Origin of the sequence: Sulfitobacter sp. TCYB15, assembly GCF_040435955.1 — a bacterium.
GTDB classification, from domain to species: Bacteria; Pseudomonadota; Alphaproteobacteria; order Rhodobacterales; family Rhodobacteraceae; genus Sulfitobacter; species Sulfitobacter pontiacus.
Window position 1 is genome coordinate 669,585 of sequence record NZ_CP159193.1, and the last position, 12,709, is coordinate 682,293.

The 12,709-nt window shown below is 62.0% G+C and carries 14 protein-coding genes; 12 read left to right on the plus strand and 2 right to left on the minus strand.

The window, feature by feature from the left end; all coding sequences use genetic code 11:
- Positions 1–14: 14 nt before the first annotated feature.
- From dgcN to ABM428_RS03175, 3 genes are read left to right on the plus strand one after another with little or no spacing between them, the layout of a single operon-like run.
- Positions 15–1,016, plus strand: coding sequence for an N-acetyltransferase DgcN (gene dgcN, locus ABM428_RS03165; RefSeq protein WP_132997510.1), 1,002 nt, complete (start codon positions 15–17; stop codon positions 1,014–1,016).
- Between the two features lie 45 nt (positions 1,017–1,061).
- Positions 1,062–2,027, plus strand: a complete 966-nt coding sequence (dgcA, locus tag ABM428_RS03170) for an N-acetyl-D-Glu racemase DgcA (RefSeq protein ID WP_132997511.1) — start codon at positions 1,062–1,064, stop codon at positions 2,025–2,027.
- Between the two features lie 3 nt (positions 2,028–2,030).
- Positions 2,031–2,891: a D-amino-acid transaminase gene (locus tag ABM428_RS03175; RefSeq protein WP_005851201.1), complete on the plus strand. Its 861-nt coding sequence runs from the start codon at positions 2,031–2,033 to the stop codon at positions 2,889–2,891.
- Positions 2,892–2,922: 31 nt separating this feature from the next.
- On the opposite strand, the gene ABM428_RS03180 is transcribed toward ABM428_RS03175, so the two are convergent.
- Positions 2,923–3,237: a DUF1244 domain-containing protein gene (locus ABM428_RS03180; RefSeq protein WP_132997512.1), complete on the minus strand. Its 315-nt coding sequence runs from the start codon at positions 3,235–3,237 to the stop codon at positions 2,923–2,925.
- Between the two features lie 280 nt (positions 3,238–3,517).
- Between ABM428_RS03180 and pyk the strand changes: the two genes are divergently transcribed.
- From pyk to rplT, 4 genes are all read left to right on the plus strand, one after another.
- Positions 3,518–4,963: a pyruvate kinase gene (gene pyk, locus ABM428_RS03185; protein ID WP_132997513.1), complete on the plus strand. Its 1,446-nt coding sequence runs from the start codon at positions 3,518–3,520 to the stop codon at positions 4,961–4,963.
- A 44-nt stretch (positions 4,964–5,007) separates the two neighbouring features.
- Positions 5,008–5,235: a hypothetical protein gene (locus ABM428_RS03190; RefSeq protein ID WP_005851207.1), complete on the plus strand. Its 228-nt coding sequence runs from the start codon at positions 5,008–5,010 to the stop codon at positions 5,233–5,235.
- Between the two features lie 131 nt (positions 5,236–5,366).
- Entirely contained in the window at positions 5,367–5,567 is a 201-nt protein-coding gene (gene rpmI / locus ABM428_RS03195) for a 50S ribosomal protein L35 (RefSeq protein ID WP_005851209.1), read from the plus strand.
- A 15-nt stretch (positions 5,568–5,582) separates the two neighbouring features.
- The gene (rplT, locus tag ABM428_RS03200; RefSeq protein ID WP_005851211.1) at positions 5,583–5,948 is read left to right on the plus strand and encodes a 50S ribosomal protein L20; all 366 of its coding nucleotides are present in this window, start codon (positions 5,583–5,585) and stop codon (positions 5,946–5,948) included.
- A 72-nt stretch (positions 5,949–6,020) separates the two neighbouring features.
- On the opposite strand, the gene ABM428_RS03205 is transcribed toward rplT, so the two are convergent.
- A complete protein-coding gene (locus ABM428_RS03205; protein WP_240790831.1) occupies positions 6,021–7,244 on the minus strand; it encodes a YbfB/YjiJ family MFS transporter in 1,224 nt (407 codons plus the stop codon).
- 138 nt (positions 7,245–7,382) lie between these two features.
- Here ABM428_RS03205 and pheS point away from each other — a divergent pair, with 138 nt between their 5' ends.
- The 5 genes from pheS to ABM428_RS03230 all read left to right on the plus strand — a co-directional run bounded on the left by pheS (position 7,383) and on the right by ABM428_RS03230 (position 12,612).
- Complete coding sequence (pheS, locus tag ABM428_RS03210; protein ID WP_037954562.1) at positions 7,383–8,456, plus strand: phenylalanine--tRNA ligase subunit alpha; 1,074 nt, start codon at positions 7,383–7,385, stop codon at positions 8,454–8,456.
- 65 nt (positions 8,457–8,521) lie between these two features.
- Entirely contained in the window at positions 8,522–8,803 is a 282-nt protein-coding gene (locus tag ABM428_RS03215) for a YrhK family protein (protein WP_132997515.1), read from the plus strand.
- A gap of 8 nt (positions 8,804–8,811) precedes the next feature.
- Complete coding sequence (locus ABM428_RS03220; RefSeq protein ID WP_353628162.1) at positions 8,812–9,663, plus strand: polyhydroxybutyrate depolymerase; 852 nt, start codon at positions 8,812–8,814, stop codon at positions 9,661–9,663.
- A gap of 83 nt (positions 9,664–9,746) precedes the next feature.
- Positions 9,747–12,146: a phenylalanine--tRNA ligase subunit beta gene (pheT, locus tag ABM428_RS03225; protein WP_132997516.1), complete on the plus strand. Its 2,400-nt coding sequence runs from the start codon at positions 9,747–9,749 to the stop codon at positions 12,144–12,146.
- A 16-nt stretch (positions 12,147–12,162) separates the two neighbouring features.
- The gene (locus ABM428_RS03230; RefSeq protein ID WP_353628163.1) at positions 12,163–12,612 is read left to right on the plus strand and encodes a YtoQ family protein; all 450 of its coding nucleotides are present in this window, start codon (positions 12,163–12,165) and stop codon (positions 12,610–12,612) included.
- Positions 12,613–12,709: the final 97 nt, after the last annotated feature.

Genomic DNA, 12,709 nt, shown 5'->3' on the forward strand with positions numbered 1-12,709 from the left:
AGGAGCATGTGATCATGATCAAAACACCTTATCTTCTTTTTCTGGGCGACGCGCCGGATCACCTTGCGGTTAAAGTGGCGCAGGGCATCAAGGACTGGCGCCCTGAAAATGCCGTCGGTCAGCTGCGGCTGCACGGGTGCAAGGCGGATCTGGGTCTGACCGATATGACGCTTGCGCAAGCGAAAGAGGCAGACGCGCAGACCCTGGTGATTGGCGTCGCCAACCGCGGGGGCACCATCAGCGCCACATGGCGCGCCGTGCTGGTCGACGCGCTGGAGGCCGGTTTCGATCTGGCATCCGGCTTGCATAACCTGCTGCGCAACGAGCCAGAGCTCGTGGCCGCCGCCGAGAAACACGGGCGCAGCTTGCATGACGTGCGTATCCCGTCGGTGCAGTACCCGATTGCGAATGGCGTCAAACGCAGCGGCAAGCGCGTGCTGGCGGTCGGCACCGATTGTTCGGTCGGCAAGATGTATACCGCGCTGGCGCTGGACGCGGCGATGAAAGAGAAGGGGCTGAAAAGCAGCTTCCGCGCGACGGGCCAGACCGGTATCCTGATCACCGGCGAAGGCGTGCCTTTGGATGCCGTGATCGCGGATTTCATGGCCGGCTCGATCGAGTATCTGACCCCCGATAATGATGATGATCACTGGGATATCATCGAAGGGCAGGGCAGCTTGTTCCACGTGTCCTATTCCGGTGTCACCATGGCGCTGATCCACGGCGGCCAACCCGATGCGTTGATCCTGTGCCACGAGCCGACCCGCAAGACCATGCGCGGCCTGCCCGACTACACGCTGCCCACGTTGGAAGAAGTGCGCGACGTGGCACTGACGCTGGCAAAGGTTGCCAACGCAGGCTGTCAGGTGGTCGGTATCTCGATCAACACCCAGCATCTGTCGGAGGCAGAGGCAGACGCCTATCTGGCCGAGGTTGAACAACGCTTGGGCTTGCCAGCCGTGGACCCGTTCCGCCAAGGTGCCGCGAGATTGGCGGAGGCTTTGGCAGCCCTCTGATCGGCCCTTCGGGGAGAGTTTAAGTGGCAAAATGAAGGAGCGGATATGCGTATTGAGGTAAGCCGGGATGTCTTTCGGCTGGCGCAGGTCTTTACCATTTCGCGTGGATCGCGGACCGAGGCGCAGGTGCTCACGGTGCGGATCACCGATGGCGGCGTGACGGGGTGGGGCGAATGTGTGCCCTATGCCCGGTATGGCGAGACGCTGGAGTCGGTCACGGCAGAGATCGAAGCGCTGCGCGGGCCGCTGACGCGTGATGCGCTGTATGACCTGCTGCCGGCTGGTGCCGCGCGCAATGCAGTGGATTGTGCCCTATGGGATCTGCAAGCCAAGCAGGCGGGCAAACCTGTGTGGGAACTGGCGGGGCTGGCGCGACCGGGGCCCGAGATCACGGCCTTTACCCTGTCGTTGGATAAACCCGAAAAGATGCGCGAACAGGCGGCCTTGCATGCGCATCGCCCGCTGTTGAAGATCAAGCTGGGCACGCCGGATGATATGCCCCGCCTTGAGGCTGTGCGCGCCGGTGCGCCTGATGCGCAGATCATTATCGACGCGAATGAGGGCTGGTCGGCCGCGGTATACGCCGATCTTGCCCCGCATCTGGTGCGGCTGGGTGTGTCATTGGTTGAACAGCCTTTGCCCGCAGGGGATGACGATGCGCTCGTCGGGATGGAGCGGCCCGTGCCGGTCTGTGCCGATGAAAGCTGTCATGACCGTGCGAGCCTTGCTGCGCTGAAGGGCAAATACGATGTGGTCAACATCAAGCTGGACAAGACCGGTGGTCTGACAGAGGCGCTGGCGCTGCGCGATGCGGCTGTCGCGCAGGGCTATGAGGTCATGGTGGGGTGCATGGTCGGGTCGTCGCTTGCGATGGCACCGGCGGTGCTGGTGGCGCAGGGGGCAAAGGTCGTGGACCTTGACGGCCCGCTGCTTCTGGCCGAAGACCGCGACAACGCTTTGACATTTGACGCCGCCGGGGTGCATCCGCCTGCGGCCAAGCTTTGGGGATAAGACATGCGGACTGTATATGTGAACGGCGAATACCTGCCCGAGACCGAAGCCAAGGTTTCGATCTTTGATCGCGGGTTTCTGATGGCGGACGGGGTCTATGAGGTCACCAGCGTGCTGGACGGCAAGCTGATCGACTTTGACGGCCATGCGATCCGGCTCAGCCGGTCGTTGAACGAGCTACAGATGCGCAACCCGATCTCGAAGGAGGACCTGCTGGAGGTTCACCGCGAGCTGGTGCGCGTGAACGAGATCGACGAGGGGCTGATCTATTTGCAGATCACCCGCGGATCGGACGGGGACCGCGACTTTGCCTTCCCCGATCCCGAGACGACAGAGCCGACGATTGTCTTGTTCACCCAGTCCAAACCCGGTCTAGCCGACAGCCCCGCCGCCAAGAAAGGTGCCAAGATCATCAGCATCGAAGACATCCGCTGGGGCCGTCGCGACATCAAGACGGTGCAGCTGCTGTATCCGTCGATGGGCAAGATGATGGCCAAGAAGGCGGGCTGCGATGATGCCTGGATGGTCGAGGACGGCTTTGTCACCGAAGGCACCAGCAACAACGCCTATATCGTGATGGGCAACAAGATCATCACCCGCGCCCTGAGCAACGAGATTTTGCACGGCATCACCCGCGCTGCGGTTCTGCGTTTTGCCAAAGAGGCGCAGATGGTGGTGGAAGAGCGTAACTTTACCATCCACGAAGCGCAGCAGGCGGATGAGGCGTTTACCACCTCCGCCAGCGCCTTTGTCATGCCCGTGGTCGAGATCGACGGCGTGGCCCTGGGCGATGGAACACCGGGCAAGGTCGCGCCGCGTCTGCGCGAGATCTATCTGGACGAGATGCGCAAGGCGGCGGTCTAACCCGCCTTGCCAAGGGGCTGGCTGCGCGCGGTCAGCCCTTTTCGCCGACGTTCTGTTCGAAGGCGACCTTGAACGCCTCTTTCTGCGCGTCCTTCGCGTCGGTCTGATAGTTGGCTTTCCATGCGTCCATGGTCATGCCGTAGAACAGCTCGCGGGCTTCATCCTTGCCCATGTCGATCCCGCGTTCGTTTGCGGCTTCTTGATACCAGCGCGACAGGCAGTTGCGGCAAAATCCGGCCAGGTTCATCATGTCGATGTTCTGCACGTCCGTGCGGTCTTGCATCAGGTGCTGTTGCAGCCGGCGAAACGCAGCGGCCTGAAGTTCGATTTCCTGTTGTGTGGGCATTATGCTCTCCTGCGTGTGGGGTGGGCCCAAGCTATGGGCTGGCCGGTGCGGGTACAAGGCGGCGGGCCATGAATGTGGCACGGCCTTCCGCCGCCCGCTGTCATCGTGCTGTCATACTGTGGTGGGCATAGACGGGGCGGGCGATCTTCGCTAAGTGTTAACGCTAACACATGTTAACGCTAACTTATTTACTATCCACTCTGACCGCCGCGCGTGTTAGACCCGTGGCAATAAGCGCAGGGGCTGCCAAAGCCCGCAGATGAAAAGGGACGTCACCAGTATGAAACGCACGCGGAATGTCAAAGTAGTTGCCACCTTGGGTCCGGCCTCGGACACGCACGAGACGATATCGGCACTGTTTCACGCGGGCGCGGATGTGTTCCGGTTGAACATGAGCCACGGCAGCCATGACGAAATCCGGATCAAGCACCAGATCATCCGCCAGATCGAAGAGGAAACGGGATCCACGATCGGTATTCTCGCGGATCTTCAGGGACCAAAGCTGCGTGTGGGTGTCTTTTCGGGGGACAGCGAATTGCTGGTCGAGGGCGCGTCCTTCCGGCTGGATCTGGACGAGGCAGAGGGCAATGCCCGCCGCGTGAGCCTGCCGCACCCCGAGATTTTCCAGGCGCTTGAACCGGGCGCATCGCTGTTGGTCAATGACGGCAAGATCCGTCTGAAGGTCAAGGAATGCGGCCCCGATTTCGCGGAGTGCGAAGTGATGATCGGCGGCGTGATCTCTAACCGCAAGGGCGTGAACGTGCCGGATGTGGTGCTGCCGCTGGCCGCCCTGTCGGAAAAAGACCGCGCCGATCTGGAATTCGTGTGCGAGCTGGGGGTCGACTGGCTGGCACTGAGCTTTGTGCAGCGCCCCGAAGATGTGACCGAGGCGCGCGAACTGGCCAAGGGCCGTGCCGCATTGCTGAGCAAGATCGAAAAGCCGTCGGCCGTGGACCGGTTCGAGGACATCCTGGCGGTGAGCGACGGTATCATGGTTGCGCGCGGTGATCTGGGGGTTGAACTGCCGGTACAGAATGTGCCGCCGATCCAGAAACGACTGGTGCGCAAATGCCGTGCGGCGGCAAAGCCGGTGATCGTGGCGACGCAGATGCTGGAATCGATGATCGAAAGCCCGATCCCCACTCGGGCCGAGGTATCGGATGTCGCGACTGCCATTTATGAAGGGGCCGATGCGGTGATGTTGTCGGCGGAATCCGCGGCCGGTGCCTATCCGGTCGAGGCGGTGCGCACGATGGATAACGTGGCCACCGAGGTAGAGCAGGATCCGACCTACACCCAGATTATCGAATCGTCGCGCAAGGTGGACCGCATGACCGTGGCGGACGGTATTGTCGCCGCTGCACGCGAGATTGCGGAAACCGCGAACATCAAGGCAATCTGTTGCTTCACCCAAAGCGGGACCACGGCGCTGTTGACCGCACGTGAACGCCCGCGGGTACCGATCATCGCGTTGACGCCCCTGGTCAAGACCGCGCGCCGACTGGCGCTCACCTGGGGCGTCAATTGCGTTCAGACCGGTACGCTGGAACGCTTCAAGATGGCTGTGGTCAGCGCTGCACGCGTTGCCCGTGACGAAGGCTATGCCGGGCCGGAGGATATGATCGTTGTCACCGCAGGCGTGCCTTTCAACGTCGAGGGCAGCACAAATATCCTGCGCGTCGCACCCTGCGACGAACGATTGATTTTTAATACCGATCCGGAATAACCTATGGTCAGGTAACAAGAATATATCGAGCAAGGGCAGGAATAATGGATACTGATCTGATTTTGGTGATTGGTCTTGCCCTTGCTGTGCTTTCTATCCCCTCTGTCGTGTCGGCCTTCTCTGATGGCCGTGCGCCGCGCGCGTCAGCGTTGACGGTGCTGATCGCGGGCGGGATGATCGTCTATGCCATCAACACCCATCCGGGCGGCTACGCGTTGGAAGACGTGCCAGACGCCGTTTTGCATGTGATTGCGCGCTACAAGTTCTGGTAAGCGCAGGCGTTTCGCGCTTTTGCCCTTGCTTTGGGCCCCTGTCCCTCCTATACGCCAGCTTCGTTCCGCGCGTCCGGCCTTCGTGGCATGCCGAGTCGCGCACTTACCGAACTCAAGTTAAGGAGACGGAAATGCCCAAGATGAAGACGAAATCGAGCGCCAAGAAGCGCTTTAAGATCTCGGCGACCGGCAAGGTCATCGGCGGTCAGGCTGGCAAACAGCATGGTATGATCAAACGGACGAAAAAATTCATCCGTGACGCGCGTGGGACAACAGCTTTGTCTGCACCCGACGCCAAGATCATCAAGGGCTTCATGCCCTACGACCGCTAAGATAGGAGAGCCGATATGTCCCGTACAAAAGGTGGTGTCGTTACCCACGCCCGTCACAAAAAGGTAATCAAAGCAGCCAAAGGTTACTATGGCCGCCGCAAGAACACCTTTAAGGTCGCCCGTCAGGCGGTCGACAAAGCCAACCAATACGCCACGCGCGACCGTAAGAACCGCAAGCGGAACTTCCGCGCATTGTGGATCCAGCGGATCAACGCCGCTGTGCGCAGCCACGACGAAGCACTGACATACAGCCGCTTCATCAATGGTCTGTCCCTGGCTGGTATCGAAGTGGACCGGAAGGTTCTGTCCGACCTGGCCATCAACGAGCCCGAAGCATTCGGTGCCATCGTGAAGCAAGCACAAGACGCACTGGCCGCGTAAGCGCCCTTTGCCGACCCCAAGTTTTAGAACGCCGCCCTGACGTCGGGGCGGCGTTTTTCGTTTGTGCGGTGATCAGCTGGGGTCTTGTTGCGGCAGCGGTTTTTGAAACGCCACCACAGCGGCCCCTGTCAGCAGGATTGCAGCGGCAGCCAAGAGGCTGGACCCGATATTGCCCGTCAGGTCGCCCAAGGCACCGGCGGCGAAGGGGCCTGCGGTCTGCGCGATGGCAAAGACCACGGTGAACAGGCTCATCGCGGCGGCCCAGCTTTCGGCAGGCAGGTTCTGGCGGATAAAGCTGGTGATCGCGCCAGGGGCCATGAAGACGCAAAGCCCGAACACCACGGCTGAAATCACCACGGCCCCACCCGCGGGCAGGACGAGCGGCAGCGCCGATCCGATTGCGATGCCGGTCAGGATCATCGCCAAAGGCTTGCCCGAAGCGTGCCGCGCCAATACCCCGCGCCAGACGAAGGGCGAGGCGATCAGCGCCACCCCCATGATGATCCACACCGCCGAGATCAGCAGCGCCGGTGCCTGTTGATCCGTCATCCACGCAGACAGGAACGTCAGATAGACGATATAGCCCATGGCAAAACCGACGTAGCCTGCAAGCTCTCTCCAGATCAGGTGCAGCTTGATGCCGCCGGCCGCCGTGTTGCGCTGTGCAGGGACCGACAGGCGCGCCGCGGCCCATAGGGACAGGGGCAGGCAGGCGACGCTGATCACGCCGATGATATACCAGCCATAGCGCCATGATCCGGTGCCCCAGAACTCTATCATCAGGGGCAGGGACGCGCCTGCCAGCATGATCCCGATACCGCCGCCCGCGCCGAACAGGATCGCGATCGCCAGCGCATTGCGGCGCGCGTCGCCGGGAAACAGCCGCGCGGTCAGAACGCCTGCGGTGGAAAAGGACATCGCCCCGAACACCCCCGCCGCGATCCGCCAGAAGGTCTGCCAGCCCATCGTCGCCTCGTACCCCGTCGCCAACAGCGTCAGCGTCGTGGTCACCATGCCGAACCCGAACAACCGCGCAGGCGCGATGCGCCCGATCAGCAGCAACGTCAGCACCGCGCCGATGATATAGCCGATGGCATTCGCCGTGTTCAGCCAGCCCGCCTGCGCATAGGTCCAGTCCAACTCGGTCTTCATCGCGGGCAGGATCAGCCCGTAGGCAAAGCGCGCGAACCCGTTGGTGACCGTCACCCCCAGCGTCAGGCCAAGCAGCGCCAGCCAGGGCCGTGTGACAGGTCGGGGCAGGGACGGGTTGCCGTCGGGTTGTAAAATCTCTGCCACGCGCGGCACCCCCTTGATGGTTTGCGCCACTATGTGCCCGCGGTTTCAGCATCACAAGACCCGCTTCAAATAGCCCTGCCGCTTGTATTCGGGGCCAATTCTGCTAGCACCAGCCCGAGCAAAAGACATGAGGCCGATATGGACGACCTGAAAGCGAAATATCTGGGCCAGATCGCTGGTGCCGCCGACGAAGCCGCGTTGGAGGACATCCGTCTGGCCGCCGTGGGTAAAAAGGGCGAAGTCGCCCTGAAGATGCGCGAGCTGGGCCGTATGACGCCCGAAGAACGCCAGACAGTCGGCCCCGCGCTGAACGCGCTCAAGGACGAGATCAACTCCGCCATTGCCGCGAAGAAAGCAGCACTTGGGGATGCGGCCCTTGATGAGCGTCTGCGCAGCGAATGGCTGGACGTGACATTGCCCACGCGGGCGACGCGTCAGGGCACGATCCACCCCGTCAGCCAGGTGACCGAGGAAGTGACCGCGATCTTCGCCGAGCTGGGGTTTTCGGTCGCCGAAGGCCCGCGCATCGACACCGATTGGTATAACTTCGACGCGCTGAACATCCCCGGCCACCACCCCGCACGCGCCGAGATGGACACGTTCTATATGGCCCGTGCCGAGGGCGACGACCGTCCGCCCCACGTGCTGCGCACCCACACCAGCCCCGTGCAGATCCGCACGATGGAGGCCGAAGGCGCGCCCCTGCGCATCATCTGCCCCGGTGGCGTCTACCGTGCCGACTATGACCAGACCCACACGCCGATGTTCCATCAGGTCGAAGGTCTGGCGATCGACAAAGACATCTCTATGGCGAACCTGAAATGGACGCTGGAGGAATTCTTTAGCGCGTTCTTCGAGGTCGAGGGCATCAAGACCCGCTTCCGCGCATCGCATTTCCCCTTCACCGAACCATCGGCAGAGGTTGATATCCAGTGTTCCTGGGTCGACGGGCAGCTGCGTATCGGCGAAGGCGACGGCTGGATGGAGGTGCTGGGCTCCGGCATGGTCCACCCGAAGGTGCTGCAAGCAGGCGGGATCGACCCGAACGAATGGCAGGGCTTTGCCTTTGGCATGGGCATCGACCGCATCGCGATGCTGAAATACGGCATTCCTGATCTGCGGGCGTTCTTTGATTCAGACCTGCGCTGGTTGCGGCATTACGGGTTTGCAAGCTTGGACCAGCCGACGCTGCATGGTGGTTTGAGCCGCTAATCGATCGTCGCGGTGTCCGTCGCTGGGCACCGCGTCGCTTGTCCGGTGAACAAGGGCAGGGTCCCATGAAAATATTTCGCAATGAACGTCGGGACCAATCCGAGGCGCACCGCAGGCTTTATGCACGGTTCGAGTTGGCCCATACGGTTGTCGATTTCGTGGCTGCTTTTTGCTTTATTGTCGGGTCGGTCATGTTCTTTAGCGACGCTTGGCTTACGCCGGGCACATGGTTGTTTCTGGTCGGGTCGCTGCTGTTTGCTGCCAAACCAACCCTGCGTCTGATCCGCGAGATCAAGCTTTATCGCATGGGCGATGTGGACGATCTCGCGCATCGGTTTGAGGATTAGAGAAACCCGTGAGCCTCTCCGCCTTTTTCTACGCCATGACCGCGCGGCCAAAAGCGATTGTACAGGCCGCGATGCTGGCCTGCGCGCTGTCTGCCGCGCCAATGGTTGCCACCGCCCAAACCCTCCCGCCCTGCGGCGGGGATACCGTCTGCCCTGTCGGCAACCGCAGCTACAACATCCTGATGCCCGACGATTGGGACGGCGTGACGCCCCTGCCTGTTATGATGCATTTCCACGCGTTCCTGCGGCGCGGGCGGACGGTGATCCACCATCCGCGTATCGGGTCCGAGACAAAGCCCCGTGGCGTGATGCTGGTAGCCCCGTCGGCGCAGCATCGGGCGTGGCGGTTCTGGCAGGATGACCCTGCGGATATCGCCTTTGCTGACGCGGTGCTGGCGGATGTGGCGAAACGCTATCCGGTGGATCAAAGCCAGATCTATATCTCGGGGTTCAGCTTTGGCGCAGCGATGGCGTGGCGTTATGCCTGCGCGCGCGGCGACCGGATCGCGGGGCTGATGACCATGTCGGGCACGATCAAACAGTCCAGCACCTGCGCCAACCCGCCGCGTCAGGTCCGCCATGTGCATGGGCTCAACGACCTGTGGATGAGCCTGCCGCGCGGGCCTGAGCATGACACCACCAATGTCGTCGCCCTGTGGCGCAAGGCGTTCCGCTGCGGCAAGGGCCGGCTGGACGGCGCGCTGACCCTCGCCCCGGGGGTAGAGTTCGCGCATTTCGCTTGGGACAATTGCGCCGGCGACCGCAGTGTGACGCTGGACATCCATACCGGCGGACATTTCATCCCGACCGGATGGCTTGGCTACCAGCTGGACGGGTTGATGCCCAAAACACCGGGCTAGGCGCAAAACGCAGCCGCACCGCATTGAAACCGCGCCGATTAAACGCTACGCCCTAGCGCAAGCATTGCATGAGGATCACCGCCATGAAATTCACACTGTCCTGGCTGAAGGAACATCTCGACACCACCGCGTCGATCGATGAAATCACCTATGCGCTGACCGATCTGGGGCTCGAGGTCGAAGGCGTCGAAGACCGTGGCGCGAAGCTGGCGGATTTTACGCTGGGCTATGTGCAATCGGCAGAAAAGCACCCCGACGCGGATCGTTTGCAGATCTGTCAGGTGGATACCGACGAAGGCGTGCAGCAGATCATCTGCGGTGCCCCGAACGCGCGTCAGGGCATCACCGTGGTTGTGGCGAAACCGGGCGTTTATGTGCCGGGCATTGATACCACCATCGGCGTTGGCAAGATCCGTGGCGTCGAAAGCTTTGGCATGATGGCGTCAGAGCGCGAGCTTGAGCTGTCCGAAGAACATGACGGTATCATTGAACTGCCCTCGGGCAATGTCGGCGACCGTTTCATCGACTGGCTGGCGGAAAACGACCCCGCCAAGGTCGACCCCGTGATCGAGATCGCGATCACCCCCAACCGACCCGATGCCTTGGGTGTGCGCGGGATCGCGCGTGATCTGGCGGCCCGTGGTCTGGGCTCGCTGAAACAGCGCGATGTGCCCGCGGTCGAGGGGCAGTTCCCGTGCCCGATCTCTGTTTCGATCGACGAAGACACGCTGGACCAATGTCCGGTTTTCTACGGTCGTGTGATCCGCGGCGTCAAAAATGGCCCGTCGCCGGCATGGTTGCAGGACAAGCTGCGCGCCATTGGCCTGCGCCCAATCTCGTTCCTCGTCGATGTGACGAACTTCTTCACCTATGACCGCAACCGTCCTTTGCACGTGTTCGACGCGGATAAGGTCGCGGGCAACAGCCTGCGCATCCACCGCGCCAAGGGCGGCGAGACCCTGATGGGGCTGGACGACAAGGAATATACCTTCAGCGAAGGCATGACCCTGATTTCGGACGCCGAAAAGGTCGAAAGCATCGCGGGTGTGATGGGCGGCGCGGAAAGCGGCTGTTCCATGGACACGGTGAATGTCTTTGTCGAAGCGGCCTATTTCGATCCGGTGCGCACCGCCTACACGGGCCGCGCGCTCAAGATCAACTCGGACGCGCGCTATCGCTTTGAACGGGGGATTGACCCCGAATGGACGCCCTATGCCATCGAACATGCGACCCAGATGATCCTGGACATCGCAGGCGGTGAGGCGTCCGAAGTTGTCGTCGCGGGCAAGGTGCCGGACTATTCTCGCGCCTACAAGCTGGACGCGGCGCGCGTGCAGTCGCTGGTGGGGATGACCATCTCGGAAAGCGAGCAGCGCAAGACGCTGACGGCGCTTGGCTTCCGTCTGGAAGGCGACATGGCGCATGTCCCAAGCTGGCGCCCCGATGTGCAGGGCGAAGCCGATCTGGTCGAGGAAGTCGCGCGGATTGCGTCTCTCACCAAGCTTGAAGGGCGCCCCTTGCCGCGCCTGACGACCGGCGTGCCCAAGCCCGTCCTGTCGCCGATGCAGCGCCGCGAGGCCATCGCGCGCCGCGCCTGCGCGGCCTTGGGTTATAACGAATGTGTGTCTTACAGCTTTATCGATCAGGCGTCTGCTGCGCTGTTTGGCGGTGGCACCGATGACACCCGTCTGGAAAATCCGATCAGCAATGACATGAGCCATATGCGCCCGTCGCTGCTGCCCGCCTTGCTGCAGGCTGCGGCCCGCAATCAGGCGCGGGGCTTTCCTGACATGGCGCTGTTCGAGGTCGGCCCCGTCTTCACCGGCGGCGAGCCCGGCGATCAGCATCTGCAGATCAGCGGCCTGCTGACCGGCAGCACCGGTCCCAAAGATGTGCACGGCGCATCCCGGCCGGTCGATGTGTTCGACGTCAAGGCGGATATCGAGGCGGTCCTGTCCGCCATCGGTGCCCCCGCCAAGGTGCAGATCAACCGCAATGGCGCTGACTGGTTCCACCCCGGGCGTCACGGGCAGATCTGCCTTGGCCCGAAAAAAGTGCTTGGCGTCTTTGGCGAAATTCACCCGCGGGTACTGGCGGCACTGGATGTGAAAGGGCCCGCGATGGGCTTCACCATCTGGCCAGCCGAGGTGCCCTTGCCGCGCAAGTCCGGTGCCACACGTCCCGCGCTGAACACCAGCGCTTTGCAAGCGGTGGAACGTGACTTTGCCTTTGTGGTGGACGCCGATGTTGACGCGCTGACGCTGGTCAATGCGGCGATGGGGGCGGACAAGGCCCTGATTGACGATGTGCGCGTCTTTGATGAATTCATCGGCGGTGCTTTGGGTGAGGGGAAAAAATCGCTCGCCCTCACGGTACGGATGCAGCCAAGCGACAAGACACTGAAAGACGCGGATATCGAGGCGGTTGGCGCCAAGGTGATCGACAAGGTGACCAAAGCCAGCGGCGGCGTGCTGCGCGGCTAAAGCGAACGGAGGCGGTATGACACTGCATGTATATCTCTCGGGTGAAATCCACACCGACTGGCGCGATCAGATCATCGATGGCGCGGCAGGGTTGGATGTTGTGTTCACCGGCCCTGTCACCGACCACGCGGCCAGCGACGACTGCGGTGTGGCGATTCTGGGGGCCGAGGAAAACAAGTTCTGGCACGACCGCAAGGGCGCACAGCTGAACGCGATCCGCACCCGCAAGGGCATCGAAGAGGCGGATGTTGTCGTCGTGCGTTTTGGCGATCAGTACAAACAGTGGAACGCGGCTTTTGATGCAGGCTATGCGGCGGCTCTGGGGAAATCGCTGGTGATCCTGCATGGGGCCGACCACGCGCACGCGCTGAAAGAGGTCGACGCCGCAGCTTTGGCTGTCGCCCAAGAGCCCGCGCAGGTCGTGCAAATCCTGCGCTATGTGCTGACGGGCTCCCTGCCAGCGTAAGCACGCTTTGCACCGGATTGCGCGGTTTTCGCCTCTGTAAGGGGGAAAACCGTGCTTATCCGACAAAAATCCATCGTTATTTTGAAAACTTGTGCTA